The 15134-nt window shown below is 68.6% G+C and carries 13 protein-coding genes; 6 read left to right on the top strand and 7 right to left on the bottom strand.

Going from position 1 to position 15134, the window contains the following annotated elements; genetic code table 11:
• Positions 1–262: 262 nt before the first annotated feature.
• Positions 263–574 carry an integration host factor, actinobacterial type gene (gene mihF, locus H0B56_RS19010; protein WP_089301549.1) on the bottom strand — a complete coding sequence of 104 codons (312 nt, stop codon included), beginning with the start codon at positions 572–574 and terminating at the stop codon, positions 263–265.
• A gap of 285 nt (positions 575–859) precedes the next feature.
• Between mihF and H0B56_RS19015 the strand changes: the two genes are divergently transcribed.
• The 3 genes from H0B56_RS19015 to H0B56_RS19025 all read left to right on the top strand — a co-directional run bounded on the left by H0B56_RS19015 (position 860) and on the right by H0B56_RS19025 (position 4741).
• Entirely contained in the window at positions 860–2485 is a 1626-nt protein-coding gene (locus H0B56_RS19015; RefSeq protein ID WP_180894468.1) for a long-chain fatty acid--CoA ligase, read from the top strand.
• A gap of 124 nt (positions 2486–2609) precedes the next feature.
• Positions 2610–3521 carry an ATP-binding cassette domain-containing protein gene (locus tag H0B56_RS19020; RefSeq protein WP_180894469.1) on the top strand — a complete coding sequence of 304 codons (912 nt, stop codon included), beginning with the start codon at positions 2610–2612 and terminating at the stop codon, positions 3519–3521.
• Positions 3518–4741: an ABC transporter permease gene (locus tag H0B56_RS19025; RefSeq protein ID WP_180894470.1), complete on the top strand. Its 1224-nt coding sequence runs from the start codon at positions 3518–3520 to the stop codon at positions 4739–4741. The genes H0B56_RS19020 and H0B56_RS19025 overlap by 4 nt, the downstream gene beginning before the upstream one ends.
• Before the next feature lie 90 nt (positions 4742–4831).
• On the opposite strand, the gene H0B56_RS19030 is transcribed toward H0B56_RS19025, so the two are convergent.
• Positions 4832–6160: a citrate synthase gene (locus H0B56_RS19030; RefSeq protein WP_180894471.1), complete on the bottom strand. Its 1329-nt coding sequence runs from the start codon at positions 6158–6160 to the stop codon at positions 4832–4834.
• Between the two features lie 229 nt (positions 6161–6389).
• Complete coding sequence (locus H0B56_RS19035) at positions 6390–7034, bottom strand: TetR/AcrR family transcriptional regulator (RefSeq protein WP_180894472.1); 645 nt, start codon at positions 7032–7034, stop codon at positions 6390–6392.
• An 85-nt stretch (positions 7035–7119) separates the two neighbouring features.
• Between H0B56_RS19035 and H0B56_RS19040 the strand changes: the two genes are divergently transcribed.
• Positions 7120–8265, top strand: a complete 1146-nt coding sequence (locus tag H0B56_RS19040; RefSeq protein WP_180894473.1) for an acyl-CoA dehydrogenase family protein — start codon at positions 7120–7122, stop codon at positions 8263–8265.
• A gap of 116 nt (positions 8266–8381) precedes the next feature.
• Positions 8382–9962: a sodium/proline symporter PutP gene (gene putP / locus H0B56_RS19045; RefSeq protein WP_180894474.1), complete on the top strand. Its 1581-nt coding sequence runs from the start codon at positions 8382–8384 to the stop codon at positions 9960–9962.
• Between the two features lie 12 nt (positions 9963–9974).
• Here putP and H0B56_RS19050 read toward each other — a convergent pair whose 3' ends face one another.
• Together H0B56_RS19050 and H0B56_RS19055 are read right to left on the bottom strand one after the other, a co-directional pair.
• A complete protein-coding gene (locus H0B56_RS19050; RefSeq protein WP_180894475.1) occupies positions 9975–11189 on the bottom strand; it encodes an amidohydrolase in 1215 nt (404 codons plus the stop codon).
• A gap of 128 nt (positions 11190–11317) precedes the next feature.
• A complete protein-coding gene (locus H0B56_RS19055) occupies positions 11318–11575 on the bottom strand; it encodes a hypothetical protein (RefSeq protein WP_246361344.1) in 258 nt (85 codons plus the stop codon).
• Positions 11576–12083: 508 nt separating this feature from the next.
• Between H0B56_RS19055 and H0B56_RS19060 the strand changes: the two genes are divergently transcribed.
• Positions 12084–13070: an acyltransferase family protein gene (locus tag H0B56_RS19060; RefSeq protein ID WP_180894477.1), complete on the top strand. Its 987-nt coding sequence runs from the start codon at positions 12084–12086 to the stop codon at positions 13068–13070.
• 135 nt (positions 13071–13205) lie between these two features.
• On the opposite strand, the gene H0B56_RS19065 is transcribed toward H0B56_RS19060, so the two are convergent.
• Entirely contained in the window at positions 13206–13673 is a 468-nt protein-coding gene (locus H0B56_RS19065; protein ID WP_180894478.1) for a pyridoxamine 5'-phosphate oxidase family protein, read from the bottom strand.
• A 173-nt stretch (positions 13674–13846) separates the two neighbouring features.
• On the bottom strand, positions 13847–14929 hold the full coding sequence (locus tag H0B56_RS19070; RefSeq protein ID WP_180894479.1) for a Glu/Leu/Phe/Val dehydrogenase: 1083 nt from the start codon (positions 14927–14929) through the stop codon (positions 13847–13849).
• Positions 14930–15134: the final 205 nt, after the last annotated feature.

Here is a 15134-nt window from a genome sequence, read left to right on the forward strand (position 1 = left end):
TCACCAGCAGCCGGCTCTCACGAGCTGCCCTGCGGGCAGCCCCCGCCAGCCGGCTTGTGAACGACCCTCAGTACCACTCGGTCGGGTCGTCCACCGGACAAACCAACCGCGACACACATGCGTCACCAGCAGCCGGCTCTCACGAGCTGCCCTGCGGGCAGCCCCCGCCAGCCGGCTTGTGAACGACCCTCCGGGGGCCTCGTCGTCCTGGCAGGCGCAGGTGTACGGCGCCTGCCAGGACCCACGGACCCCGGTCACGGGTTTACTTCAGCGCTTCGACCAATGCCCGGCGCTGACGATCGCCGAGCCCGGCCGCGCGGCGGTCCGGGTCGATACCGATCTGCTCCATCAGGTTCGCGACCTTGACGGCACCAAGGCCGGGAACGGCCTTGAGCAGCGCAGACACCTTCGTCTTGCCGATGGTCTTGTTCTCCTTGGCGCGCTCGAGCACCTTCTCGATGCTCTGCTCGCCGGACTTGATCGACGCGAGCAGCTCCGACCGAGCCTTGCGGGCCTCGGCGGCCTTGGCGAGCGCTTCCGCGCGCTGCTCCGGAGTCAACGTAGGCAGAGCCAACGTACGTCATCCTTCCTGTTCCGCTTCCGTCCCGCCGGGTACCACGACCACCAGCACGACGCTGGGCCCTGAGAGCCTTCCCGGCGGTTTCGCTGCCACGCCACACGCGGCATCCGCGTGCGGTGCTATGCCACCAGTAAACGCCACAACGGCGACTTCGGCAGCACCGACACGCAGTCACCAGCGAATATCCCACTGCTCGTTGACCCGATCCAGTCACAACCGACCGGTTACCTCCTCCGTCTTGGGGAGTCACACCGGGCAGGAGCGCGTTAGCCTCGCAGCATGTACAGCACAATGCAGGACGGCGAGCTCTCGATCGCCCAGTTACTCCGCTACGGATCGCAAGTACACGGCACCAGTGAGGTAGCCACCTGGACCGGCCAGGGCTGCAGGCGACGCAGCTACGCCGAGGTCGGCAGGCGCGCGGCCCAGCTCGCACACGCGCTGCGCGGCCTCGGGGTCACGTCCGACCAGCGCGTGGCCACGTTCATGTGGAACAACAACGAGCACCTCGAGGCGTACCTGGCGATCCCGGCGATGGGCGCGGTCCTGCACACACTCAACATCCGGCTCTCGGCGGAACAACTCACGTTCATCGCCGACCACGCCGAGGACCACGTCATCATCGTGGACAGCACCCTGGCCCCGCTGCTGTCCAAGTACCTACCGCAGATGAGCACCGTCCGGCACGTGATCGTCAACGGTGGCGAGGCGGGCGACATCGAGGTCCCGGAAGGGATCGAGGCGCACTCCTACGAGCGGCTGCTCGCCGACCAGCCCACCGAGTACTCGTGGCCGGCGGTGGACGAGCGGGCGGCAGCCGCGATGTGTTACACCTCCGGCACCACGGGTGACCCCAAGGGCGTGGTCTACTCGCACCGGTCCATCTGGCTGCACTCCATGCAGGTCTGCATGAGCGACAGCATGGCACTGTCCCAAGCCGACTCCACGCTGGCGATCGTCCCGCAGTTCCACGCCATGTCGTGGGGACTGCCCTATGCCGCGTTCATGGTGGGCGCCTCGCTGATCATGCCGGACCGGTTCCTGCAGCCCGACGCGATCGCGGAGATCCTCGCCGCGGAACGGCCCACCTTCGCGGGCGCGGTGCCCACGATCTGGCAGGGCCTGCTGCTGCACCTGGAGTCGAACCCGCAAGACATCTCCCACCTGCGGGAGGTCGTGGTGGGCGGCTCGGCCGCGCCGCCGTCGCTGATGCACGCATTCGAGGAGAACTACGGCGTTCCCGTGCTGCATGCCTGGGGGATGACCGAGACCTCCCCGCTGGGCAGCGTGGCACGCTCGCCCGCGGGCACGACCGGGGAGCAGGCCTGGGCATACCGGTACACGCAGGGTCGCTTCCCCGCTTCCGTGCGTGCCCGGCTGGTCGGCGACTCCGGTGCCGAGCTGCCCTGGGACGGGCGCAGTGTCGGCGAGCTGGAGGTCACCGGCCCCTGGATCGCCGCGAAGTACTACGGCGTGGACGACGACGAGAAGTTCCACGACGGGTGGTTGCGCACCGGCGACGTCGGGCACATCACGCCGGACGGCTACCTCACGCTGACCGACCGCGCCAAGGACGTCATCAAGTCCGGCGGCGAGTGGATCTCCTCGGTCGAGCTGGAGAACCACGTGATGGCACACGAGTCGGTCGCCGAGGCCGCCGTGATCGGGGTGCCGGACGAGAAGTGGGACGAGCGGCCGCTGGTGGCGGTCTCGTTCAAGGACCAGCAGCACGCGACTCCGGAACAACTGCGCGAGTTCCTCTCCGGCAAGGTCGCTCGCTGGCAGCTGCCGGAGAACTGGGCCGTGATCGACGAGGTACCCAAGACCAGTGTCGGTAAGGCGGACAAGAAGCGGTTGCGGACGGCTTTCGCGGCTGGGGAGCTGGACGTCAGCAGGACGGAGTGACAGGTGAACCGGCCCCGTAACAACCCCCGTTCGGGGGAGGCGACGACCCCTGCGTCATGATGTGCCCCAGCGGCATCGGCGGCGCCGATGCCGCTGGGAACACTGGGCGAACACGGGGGAGGCTGTGGACGCGAACACCCTGAACGTCGTCGAACTCTGCAAGCGCTACGGGGGCGTAACCGCGCTCGACCGCGTCAGCTTCGCCGTGCGGCCCGGCGAGCTGTTCGGGTTCGTCGGCAGCAACGGAGCCGGCAAGACCACCGCCATGCGCATCATCCTCGGCGTTCTGGCCGCCGACTCCGGTGAGGTGCGTGTCGGTCACGCACCGATCACCTCGAGCATGCGCGCCAGGATCGGGTACATGCCGGAGGAACGCGGCCTGTACCCGAAGATGCCGGTGCTCGACCAGCTCGTGTACCTCGCTCAGCTGCGCGGGTGCTCCACCGACGAGGCGCACACCAGGACGGAGCGGTGGCTGGCCCGCATGGATCTGCGGGAGCGACGCCACGACGAGGTACAGAAGCTCAGCCTCGGCAACCAGCAGCGTGTCCAGCTGGCTGCCGCGCTGGTACACGACCCCGACATACTGGTGCTGGACGAACCGTTCTCCGGTCTCGACCCGGTCGCCGTGGACGTGATGAGTGCCGTGCTCCGGGAGAAGGCCGCGGCGGGCGTGCCCGTGGTGTTCTCCAGCCACCAGCTCGACCTGGTCGAGCGCCTCTGCGACCGGGTCGGCATCATTCGCGACGGGCAGATGGTCGCCCAAGGCGCCGTCGACGAGCTGACCTCGGCCGCGTCCGGCACGTTGCGAGTCGTGGCACCGGAAGCCCCGTCCGGCTGGGCGAGTCACATCGCCGGAGTGCGGGTGCTCAGGGAGGTGGACTCCCAGACCGTGCTGGAGCTGGACCCGGGCACGGATGAGCAGGCGGTGCTGCGGGCGGCGCTGGAGACCGGCCGGGTGACGGAGTTCAGCAAGCAGCGCCCCTCGCTGACCGAATTGTTCCGCAACGTCGTCACCGAAGGGAGCCAGCAGTGAGCGCGACCGGTCCCGGCACCGCGGGGCAGGCACCCGCACGCATCGTCGCGCTCATCGCGCGGCGCGAGATCACCACCCGGCTGCGCACCAAGGCGTTCGCCTTCGGCACCCTCGCGATCGTCGCCGGTATCGCGATCTACCTCTTGCTGATCAACGCCCTGTTCTCCGACTCGGATACGACATCGATCGGCGTGTCCGGGCAGGCCACGCACATCGCGAGCCAGCTGGAGGCATCGGCAGGCGAGCTCGGCCTCGACGCGGACGTCACGACGCTGGCGAGCGCCGAACAAGGCCGGTCCCGAGTGGACAGCGGCGAGCTCGATGCCGCCGTGTCGGGCGCGGCTTCCGACCTCGAGGTAGTCACCGAGTCCGAGTTGGACGAGCGGTTGCACGCGGCCCTGACCGGGATCACCCAGCAGCAGGTACTCAGGGCCGCTCTGGCACAGGCCGGTGTGGACGATCCCGGCGCGGTACTCGGCGAGGCGAACGCCGCCGAAATCGGCGTGACCACGCTGGAAAGCGCCGATCCCGAGGAAGGGCAGCGCCTGGCGGTCGGCGCGATCATGGCGTTCCTGCTGTTCTTCGGCATCAGCACCTACGGCGCCTACGTCGCGCAGGGGGTCGTCGAGGAGAAGTCCAGCCGGGTCGTGGAGATCCTGCTGGCCGCGGTGCGGCCGTGGCAGCTCCTGCTCGGCAAGGTCGCGGGCCTCGGGCTGGTCGGGCTGATCCAGCTCGTCATCATCGCGGGCCTCGGTCTCGCGATGGCCACGGCATCCGGCGTGCTCACCGTCTCCGATGTCGCCTACACCACCTTCGCCTGGGGCGTGGTGTGGTACGTGCTCGGGTTCTTCCTCTACGCGTCCGTGTTCGCCGGCGCCGGCTCGCTGGTATCCCGGCAGGAGGACATGCAGTCGGTGGTGACTCCCGTGACGATGATCCTGGTACTCGGGTTCGTCGTCGGCATCAACGTGACCATGGCCGACCCGGGCGGCACGACAGCCGCGGTGATGTCGCTGGTGCCCTTCTTCGCGCCGATGCTGATGCCGGGCCGGATCGCGGCGAGCGACGTGACGGGATGGGAGATCGCGCTGGCCGCGGGCCTGACCGCACTCACGATCCTGGTGCTCACCTGGCTCGGCGGCAAGATCTACCGCAACGCCGTGCTGCACATGGGCAGCAGGCTCAGGCTCGCTGAGGCGCTGCGCCCGTCGAAGGTGTGAGCGCGCGGTAACCAGCCGCCGCACGGACGGACCAGGCAGGCTCGGCTCCGGTGCGTGGCCGGGCGTCCCCTGCCCGGCCACGCACGGGCTTCAGCGCTGGTCGAGCGGCGTGTACTCGCGCTGCGGGGCACCGGTGTAGACCTGGCGCGGCCTGCCGATCTTGCGGGCCGGGTCGGTCATCATCTCCCGCCAGTGCGCGATCCAGCCCGGCAGCCTGCCGAGGGCGAACAGCACGGTGAAGTACTCGGTGGGGAATCCGAGCGCGCGGTAGATGAGCCCGGTGTAGAAGTCGACGTTCGGGTAGAGGTTGCGCTGGATGAAGTAGTCGTCGGACAGCGCGGTCTCTTCCAGCTTCTTGGCGATGTCCAGCAGCTCGTCGTTCTTGCCGAGCTTGCTCAGGATGTCGTCGGCCGTCTTCTTGATGATCTTCGCGCGCGGGTCGTAGTTCTTGTACACCCGGTGCCCGAAGCCCATCAGCCGCACGCCGGCTTCCTTGTTCTTGACCCGTTCGACGAACTTGCCGACGTCGCCGCCGTCGGCCTTGATGTCGGAGAGCATGTCCAGCACGGCAGCGTTCGCCCCACCGTGCAGCGGGCCGAACAGCGCGTTGATCCCTGCCGAGACACTGGCGAACAGGTTCGCCTCCGAGGACCCCACCATGCGCACCGTGGAGGTGGAGCAGTTCTGCTCGTGATCGGCGTGCAGGATGAACAGCTGGTCGAGCGCCCGCGCGATGTCCGGGTCGACCTCGTACGGCTCGGCAGGCAGGCCGAAGGTCATGCGCAGGTAGTTCTCCACAAGGCCGAGCGAGTTGTCCGGGTAGAGGAACGGCTGGCCGATGGACTTCTTGTACGCGTACGCCGCGATCGTGGGGACCTTGGCCAGCAGCCGGATGGTGGACAGCTCGACGCTGGTCTGGTCGAAGGGGTTCAGCGAGTCCTGGTAGAAGGTGGACAGCGCGGAGACCGCACTGGACAGCACGGGCATCGGGTGCGCGTCGCGCGGGAAGCCGTCGAAGAACCGCTTGAGGTCCTCGTGCAGCAGCGTGTGCCGCTGGATCCGGTCGACGAAGGCAGACAGCTGCTCCTTGGACGGCAGGTCACCGTAGATCAGCAGGTAGCTGACCTCGAGGAAGCTCGACCGCTGCGCCAGCTGCTCGATCGGGTAGCCGCGGTAACGCAACACACCCGCGTCGCCGTCGATGTAGGTGATTGCCGATGATGCCGAGCCGGTATTGACGAAGCCGGGGTCGTAGGTGATGTAGCCCGTCTTGGCGAGCAGGTTCCCCAGCTGGATACCAGGGGCCCCCTCGACCGCGGGTATTACCTGCAACTCGTGCTCGCCGCTTGGCAATCGGAGCGCGACGGTGTCTGCGGCTTCGTTGCCCTTGGCACCGGCAGGCGTGGCTGCGTCGGACATGCACGTCCCTCTCAGGTCGTACGAGACGGTGGTGCCGCACCAAGGTCGCCGACGAGTTGCGCCGGCGCGCCAGACGCGGACCCGCACCACGCACCGCCCCGCTGGGGTGTCAGTTCAGCTCTACGCTAGTCGACCAGAGGGGCTCCGCGCAGCACCACACCTGACCTCGGTAAACCGGTGGGACGATACTCACAGTTGAACGAGGTCACTGTTGTGGGGCTCGCAACGCTCACCGGCGTGGAGTTTGCAGGCCACCGAGCAGCAGCTCGGCGAGGGCCTCGAACGACTCGGCGTCGCTGACCCGCGTGCGCTCACCGATCACACCGGTCTGGATGGCCTCGATGAGCACGCCCACCATCTCGGCGAGCAGGTCGGCGTGCACCTCCCGGAACACCCCCTCCGCGACGCCGGAGGTGATGAACGTGCGGATGCGCGCAGCGGCCGCGCGGCTGTTGCGCTCGTACTCCGCGCGCGCCGGCTCGAACGCGGCCACATCCCGCATGAACACGTCCGAGGCCCTGCCCAGGTGCTCGGAGACTCCGGCGAGGTAGGTGTCGATCACCACGCGCGCGTCGTCGATACCCGCCACGCGCCGCTCGATCTCCTCGGCCGCTCCTGCGAAGAACCGCCGCACCACCCGTACGGCGAGCTGTTCCTTGCTGGCCGCCAGCGCGTACAGCGTCGATTTCGAGCAGCTCAGCTGGGCGGCCAGATCGTCGAGCGTGAACTGCAGGAAGCCCTTGGTCAGGAACAGCTCCTCCAGCTCACCGAGCAGCGCTTGCTGGCGCTTGGTCAGCGCCCGTGATGCGGGGGTGCGTACGGCGACACGCGCCGCCGGAGCTGACTCCGCGCCCGCGGATCCGTAGCCGGCCATGCCTCCACCGTAGAACAGTACTGAAAAAAGACCTATAGTACCGTTATCGGTATCGTCCGGTGTCACGACGCGCCCTGGAGGAGCCATGCCTGCCGAACGCACGCTGCCAAACACGGAAGCCGAGGACCTGATCGCGCTGGCGAGGGAGATCGCGCGTGCGGAGCTGGCCCCGGTCGCAGGCGAGTTCGAACAGGCCCATCGCTTCCCGCGCGAGCAGTTCCGCCTGCTCGGAAAGAGCGGCCTGCTCGGGTTGCCCTACCCCGAGCGCTGGGGCGGCGGGGATGTTCCCTACGAGGTGTACCTGCAGGTGCTCGAGGAGATCGCGAGCGCGTGGATGTCGGTGGGCGTCGGTATGTCGGTGCACACCATGTCGTGTTTCGCGCTGGCCTACTACGGCACCGAGCAGCAGCGTGAGCGGTGGCTGCCGGACATGCTGTCCGGGCAGCTGCTGGGTGCCTACGCGCTGTCCGAGCCGCACGCCGGGTCGGACGCCGCCGCGCTGACCACCCGCGCCGAGCGCGACGGCGAGCACTACGTCGTCAACGGCACCAAGGCCTGGATCACGCACGGCGGCGAGGCCGACTACTACACCACGATGGTGCGCACCAGCCCGGACGGCTCCAAGGGCATCAGCTGCCTGCTTGTCGACGCGGGAACCGAAGGCCTTTCCGCGGCGCCGCCCGAGCAGAAGATGGGTATGACCGCGTCCACCACAGCGCAACTGGTCTTCAGCGATGCCCGCGTGGAGCGGGAGCGGCTGCTCGGTGACGAGGGCAGCGGCCTGCGCATCGCACTCGACTCGCTGGCATCCGGCAGGCTCGGTATCGCGGCCTGCTCGGTCGGGCTGGCGCAGGCCGCGCTGGACGAGGCGGTCGCCTACGCCACCCAGCGCACCCAGTTCGGCACCCCGATCATCGATTTCCAGGGCATCGAGTTCCTGCTGGCCGACATGGCAGCCGCGGTCGAGTCGTCCCGCGCGACCTACCTGGAGGCCGCACGCCGCAAGGACCGGGGGCTGCCGTTCGGCAGGCAGGCCTCGATCGCCAAGCTGGTCGCCACCGACTCCGCGATGAAGGTCACCACCGACGCGGTGCAGGTGCTCGGCGGCGCCGGTTACACCCGCGACTTCCCTGTGGAACGCTACATGCGCGAGGCCAAGGTGCCGCAGATCTTCGAGGGCACCAACCAGATCCAGCGTATGGTCATCGCCCGGGAGCTGCGCCGGGGTTGACGCGCATCGCAATAGATCCGTGTCCTACTGGGACTTTCGTGGGCTACACGCTCCTGGCAGAGTAGCGGCGCACCGGCCGTGCCCCTGCTCCCGAGCTCACCCACGAGGTGGTTCCGATGGAAAACCAGACCGGCACCGTAGTCACCTTCATCATCTATCTCGCGATCATGCTCGCGATCGGCGTATGGGTCTACCGGCATACCGCCACGCTGTCCGACTTCGTGCTCGGTGGACGCAAACTGAACAGCCCGACCGCCGCGCTGTCGGCGAACGCCTCCGACATGAGCTCGTGGCTGCTGATGGGGTTGCCGGGCGCCGCGTACCTCAGCGGGCTGGCAGCGGGATGGATCGGCGTGGGCCTCGCGGTGGGCCTGTACCTGAGCTGGCTGATCGTGGCGGCGCGGTTGCGCACCTACACCGAGATCACCACCGACGTCGGTACCGGCAGGCCCGCGGACGCGCTGACCATCTCGGCGTTCTTCGAGCACCGCTTCGAGGACCGCACGGCCCTGCTGCGTACCGCATCGGCCGTGGTCATCATCGTCTTCTACTGCGTCTACGTCTCCTCGATGCTGGTGGCCGCCGGGGTGCTGTTCGACCAGCTCTTCGGGATCGCCGCGCCGACGGCCATGACCATCGGCGTGCTCGCCATCGTCAGCTACACCTTCCTCGGGGGGTTCCTCGCCGTCAGCTACACCGATGTGCTGCAGGGCATCCTGATGTGGTTCGCGCTGCTCGTCGTCCCGGTGACCGCCATGGTCAGCCTCGGAGGGGCGGGATCGACGATCGAGCAGATCAGCGACCAGGCAGCGGGCCTGCTCGGCGCGGCCACCGAGGTGTCGTTCTCCGACGGGAGCTGGAGCTCGGTCGGCACGCTCGGTGCCGTCGCCATCATCTCCAGCCTGGCGTGGGGCTTCGGGTACTTCGGCCAGCCGCACATCCTCGCCAGGTTCATGGGAATCCGTTCGGCGGCGGCCGTGCCGTTGGCACGCCGCATCAGCGTGACCTGGTCGGCGACCGCGATGGCGTTCGCCGTGGCTGTCGGCCTCGTGGGTATCGCCTACTACGCCGACTCCCCACTCGGCGGGGACGGCGAGCAGGAGACCGTGTTCATCGCGCTGGTGCAGGACCTGCTGCCGTCCTGGCTCGCCGGGATCCTGCTGGCCGCGATCCTGGCGGCGATCATGAGTACCGCGGACTCGCAGCTGCTGGTGGCGTCCTCGTCGCTGACCGAGGACATCTACCGCGCTCGGATCGACAGGGACGCACCGCCGATGCGTCTGGTGTGGATCGGGCGCGCCACGGTCATCGGCGTGGCCGTGGTGGCCTACCTGCTCGCGCTGCAGGGCGGCACGGTGCTCGAGCTGGTAGCCAACGCCTGGGCGGGATTCGGCGCGTCGTTCGGGCCGGTCATCCTGCTCGCACTGTACTGGCGCAGGTTCAACTGGGCGGGCGCGCTCGCCGGCCTGCTCGGCGGCGCGCTGACCGTGCTGATCTGGCCGCGCATCGACACCGAGGGAGGCCTGTTCGACATCGGACTCTACGAGATGGTGCCCGCGGTGATCGTGTCGTTCCTGCTGGCCGCGATCGTCAATTTCGCCGGGCCGACGCCGTCGCAGACGGTGCGCGACGACTTCGCCAAGGCCGTGGACATGGCCAAGCCGAAGCCGCGCACACCGTCCGCGGACCGGCCCTGATGGACTCGCGCGTCAGCGCTCCCGGTAGACGCGATCGGCCACGACACCCTCGCCGGTGTCGTGGTCGAAGCGGTACACGTCGCGGCCGGACACGTAGACCCGCAGCGCGCGGCTGGTGATGTCCAGCGGGTCACCGGACCAGATCACCACGTCCGCGTCCAGGCCCGGTGCGAGCGCGCCCACCCTGTCGGCCAGCCCGAGCATGCCGGCCGGGTTGACGGTCAGCGCGCGCAGCGCCGACGCCGGGGCGAGCCCTTCCTTGACGGCGACGATGGCCTGGTAGACGAGGAAGTCGATCGGCACGACGGGATGGTCGGTCGTGATCGCGAGCCGCACCCCGGCACGGTCCAGAATGCCCGGTGCGCGCAATGATCGGTGGCGCAGCTCGACCTTGGCCCGGGTGGTGAAGATCGGCCCGAGGATGACCGGGACGTCCCGCTCGGCGAGCAGGTCGGCGATGCGGTGCCCTTCGGTACCGTGGTTGACGATGAGGCGGTAGCCGAACTCCTCGGCCAGCCGGATGGCGGTGACGATGTCGTCGGCCCGGTGGGTGTGCTGGTCCCAGGGCAGCGTCCCGTCGAGCACGGCGGACAGCGTCTCGTTGGTCAGGTCGGTGTCGAACGGCTTGCCCTCGGCGCGCGCCTGCTCGCGCCGGGCCGTGTAGTTGCGGGCGGAGGTGAAAGCCTCCCTGATGGTCGCGGCCACCCCGAGACGGGTCGACGGGGTCTTGTCCTTCTCCCCGTACACACGCTTCGGGTTCTCGCCGAGCGCGCTCTTCACACTGACCCGATCGCGGAAGACCATGTCGAACGCGGTACGGCCCCAGGTCTTGACCGCTACGGTCTGGCCGCCGATGGGGTTGGCCGAGCCAGGCTTGATCACCGCGCTGGTGACCCCACCAGCCAGCGCGTCGTCGAAACCGACCTCGTGCGGGTCGATGCCGTCGACGGCGCGGAACCGCGCGCCGTTCGCGTCCGTCGCCTCGTTGGTGTCGTCGCCCGACCAACCCTCCCCGTCCTCGTGCACCCCGAGGTGAGCGTGCACGTCCAGGAAGCCGGGGAGTACCCACTGCCCGCTCGCGTCCACACGCTCGGCACCGTCCGGAATGTGCACATCGGTCGCCGTGCCGACCGCGGCGATCGTGTTGCCGTCGATCAGCACCGTCCCGCCGTCGATGGGTTCACCGTCGACCGGGACCACGTATCCACCAGTAATCGCTGTCGTCATGGTTCGCAACGCTAACGAAGTCGGGACGCGCGGGGAAGGGACGATTCACGCGGATGCCTCGCACACCTACCCGGCGCCAGGACTGTGTGGACGACGGGTGCCGGTCAGCCCGGCCGGTGGTGGCGGCATCAGCTCCCGCGCGGGAGCACCACACGCGAGATGAGCGTGGTGATGAGCGCGCCGATGAGGAGCCACAGCACGGCAGCCAGGCCCTGGTTGAGTGCGACCCGCAGCTTCTCGTTGCCGGCCAGGAACAGATCGCCGAGGCCGAGCGACACCCCACTGGCCCAGTGGGACACGAAATGCGCGAACGGGTTGCCGAAGTCCGCGTTCGCAACGAAAAGCACGATGTGCACAGCGAGCACCGCGGCGAACAATCCGCACACGAGAGTGACCAGACCATTGACCCGACGAACGGTTCTCGCGCGACTCTCCGATTCCTCGAAGGATTCCGCGCGTCCCGCCGGTTCGACTGATTCATATCTGTTCATCCCCGCGGTGTCGCAGCTCCGGATATGCCACGGGCAGCACCCTCTCTCCGGCCAGGTCGTTCCAGCATCGCAGGAATGAGGCCGCCGGAGCTCCCCTTTACCGGTCAACGACGCGGGTCACGGCCGCGAACGGGGCCGTGGAGCGGAACGTCCCGACGGTCCGCCTACATCGTCCGGCAGACGGAATGCGCATATCGAGCACCACACGGAGAGCATGTTCATTGATTTCCGAATGCCCGAATCCGGATTCCGGAACAGCGGTCTGCCCGGCCGGCAAAATTATCGACCTGCGATACTCGGCCGCATGGCGAACCGAGCTCGCTCCGATGCGGGTATCTTTACCCCGGAATTACGGAACAAACCGGCGAGAAATTCACGGGAAAACCGTTCGCGTGACAGTTTCGTGGACAATGCGAAGTTCCTGGCCATCGCGCTGGTGGTGATCGGGCACGCGGTGGAGCCGCTCACCGAGGGATCGTCCATGGCGACGGTGCTGTTCATCGCCATCTACGCGTTCCACATGCCGGCGTTCGTCCTGCTCGCCGGGTACCTGTCCCGCAGCTTCACCGCCACACCGGGACAGTCGCGGCGCGTCATCACCACGATCGTCGTTCCGTACCTCGTCTTCGAGGTGACGTTCGAGCTGTTCAAGGCATACCTCGAGGACGGTGCGCCGGGCGAGATCGACGTGACCGACCCGAGCTACGCGATGTGGTTCCTCTGTGCGCTGTTCATCTGGCGGGTGTCCGCACCCCTGTGGCGCACGATGAGGCCCGCGGCCGCGGTCATCAGCGCTGTCGCGATCTCGGTATCGTCCCCGGTCCTGCCGCTGCCCGAGACGCTGGACATGTACCGCACCCTCGGGTTCCTGCCGTTCTTCGTGATCGGCCTGGTGCTGCCGGTCGAGCGGTACGTCGCGTTCCTGCACACAGCGACCGCCCGGGTCGCGGCGGTGCTGACGTTCGCGGGCGCGGTCGCTGTGTCGTACCTGTTCCTGCGTTCCTACTCGCTGGACTGGCTGTACTTCACCCACAGTTACGAGTCGCTCGGCGTCAGCGACGCGACGGGCGTGCTGGCCAGGTCGATCATCCTCGTGGGCGCGTTCGGCCTGCTCGCCGCGTTCTTCGCGCTCGTGCCGCGCCGCCACGTGTGGTTCACCTCCCTCGGGGCGGGCAGCCTGTACGTGTACCTCCTGCACCGCTACGTGATCAAAGGTCCCGAGTACACCGGCCTGTACGACCGTATGGACTGGCTCCACACGCCGTCGGGGGTTGCGGTGACGGTCCTGCTCGGGCTGGTGCTCACGATCGTGCTCGCGAGCGGACCGGTGCGCTCCCTCTTCCGGCCGCTCGTCGAACCGCGCCTGGACTGGCTCTTCCGCCGCGATTGACAGGCGGCACGGGCGGCGCCACGGTCCGGGTGCACCCTGCACCGGCATCCACGTCAGGTGCGGGCCGTTAACGGAAGCCGTGCACGCGGCCGGCGTGCACGAGCGCGGACCGCGCCCCGGCCGATCCAGCCGCCCTCACGTGCGGGTGCGCCTGCGCCAGCCGGTTCCGGCGTGCCAGCTCTCGATCACCAGGTGGTCGGCGGGGTCACCACCGACATAGATCAGGACCAGCTCGTGGATGTCGATCGCGAAACCGGTGCCCTCGGACGGCTCGGCACCGGCGGTCTCGTCGTTCTCGATCAGCACCCCGGCGAGTTTGGCATCCCCCGCCCACTCGCCCGGCTTCTCCTCGTCCGGAGCGTCCACCGTGGGGCAGTGCAGCGCGATACGTGGATCGTGCCGCACGTCCCGGAGCTTCACCGACCCCGGCATCATGCCCAGGGTCAGCTCGCCGTCGGCGAACGCCGCCTCGATCGCGCTGATGCGCGGCGACCCGTCCGGCCGCACGGTAGCCATGGTCTTGTGCGTACCCGAGTCGAACCGCTGCCGCACCCGCGACGCGAACTCGGGTACCTCCCTCTCGATCTCTGCCCATGTCGCCATACCGGAAGCTCTACCAGCGGGCACCGACAGAGCCGGCAGGGGCGAGCCGAAGGCCCCCTCGGGTACACAATATGTATCGAGGGGGTCCCTCGGCTCGTCCCCGCACGCGGGGTAGGCGGACCGCAGCCCGTCACCGCACGCGTGCGCCGCGTCGGCCGGCCGGGTCGGCCGGGTCAGCCTGCCGGCTCGGCTGCGGAGCCCTTCCGGCTCGCGGCGTCGCGCATGCGCTGCTCGGCGATGCGATCGGCCGCGGAGGCAGGCGGGATCCCCTCACTCGCGGCGTGTTCGAGCACCTGCCTGGTGGTGTCGAAGATCCGGTCGGCGCGAGCCTTGGCACGTTCGAAGCTGTAGCCGTGCAGCTCGTCGGCGACGTTGATGACCCCACCGGCGTTGACGAGGTAGTCCGGCGCGTAAAGGATGCCGCGCGCGGCCAGCTCGGCGTCCAGGCCGTCGTGGTCGAGCTGGTTGTTCGCCGCGCCGCAGACCACCGGTGCGCGTAGCACCGGCACGGTGTCGTCGTTGAGTACCCCGCCGAGCGCGCACGGCGCGAACACGTCGAGGTCCGCGCCGATCAGGGCATCGGTGTCGGCGACGACGTCGACCTCCGGGTGCGCCGTGCGGACCTTGTCGATCGCCTCCTGCCGCACATCGGTCACCACCACCGAGCCCCCGCTGTCCAGGACGTGTTCCAGCAGCAGGTGGCCGACCTTGCCGACACCGGCAATCCCGACCCGCTTACCGGACAGCGAGGCGCTGCCCCAGCGGTGCTCGGCACAGGCGAGCATGCCACGGAACACGCCGTACGCGGTCAGCACCGACGGGTCACCCCCACCGCCGAGCGCGGGCGACTTGCTGGTCACGTGCCGGGTGACACCGGCGATGATGTCCATATCCGGCACGGCGGTGCCCATGTCACACGCGGTGATGTAACGACCACCGAGCGAGTCGACGAAGTGCCCGTACGCGCGCAGCAGCGCGTCGGACTTGTCGGCGCTCGGGTCGCCGATGATCACGGCCTTCCCGCCGCCGTGCGGGATGCCGGCGAGCGCGTTCTTGTAGGCCATCCCCTTGGACAGGTTGAGCACGTCGGTGATCGCCGCGTCCTCGGTGCCGTAGGGGTAGAAGCGCGTGCCGCCGAGGCCGGGGCCCAGCGCCGTGGAGTAGAGCCCGACGATCGCCTTTAGCCCGCTGTCCGGGTCGTGGCAGAACACGACCTGCTCGTGGCCCGTTTCTCGTTCGAATACTCCCAGGGTCATGGTGGTGACTCCTTTGTCCGCCCGGCATGCCGCTTGTGGCCGCCTGCCGGGATGCAGTTGAGTTGTGTCCCCATCATCGCGCGCCGGACCCCTTGCACGCTCGGGTGTATGCCATCGGGTTGTCCGCCCCGGCCGCGCGCGAACGGCCGGGGCGGAACCGAGTGGTCCGGCAGCTGCGCTGGGCGCGCCCCGTTCCGAGCGCGCT

This window comes from Haloechinothrix aidingensis (assembly GCF_013450155.1).
GTDB lineage: Bacteria > Actinomycetota > Actinomycetes > Mycobacteriales > Pseudonocardiaceae > Haloechinothrix > Haloechinothrix aidingensis.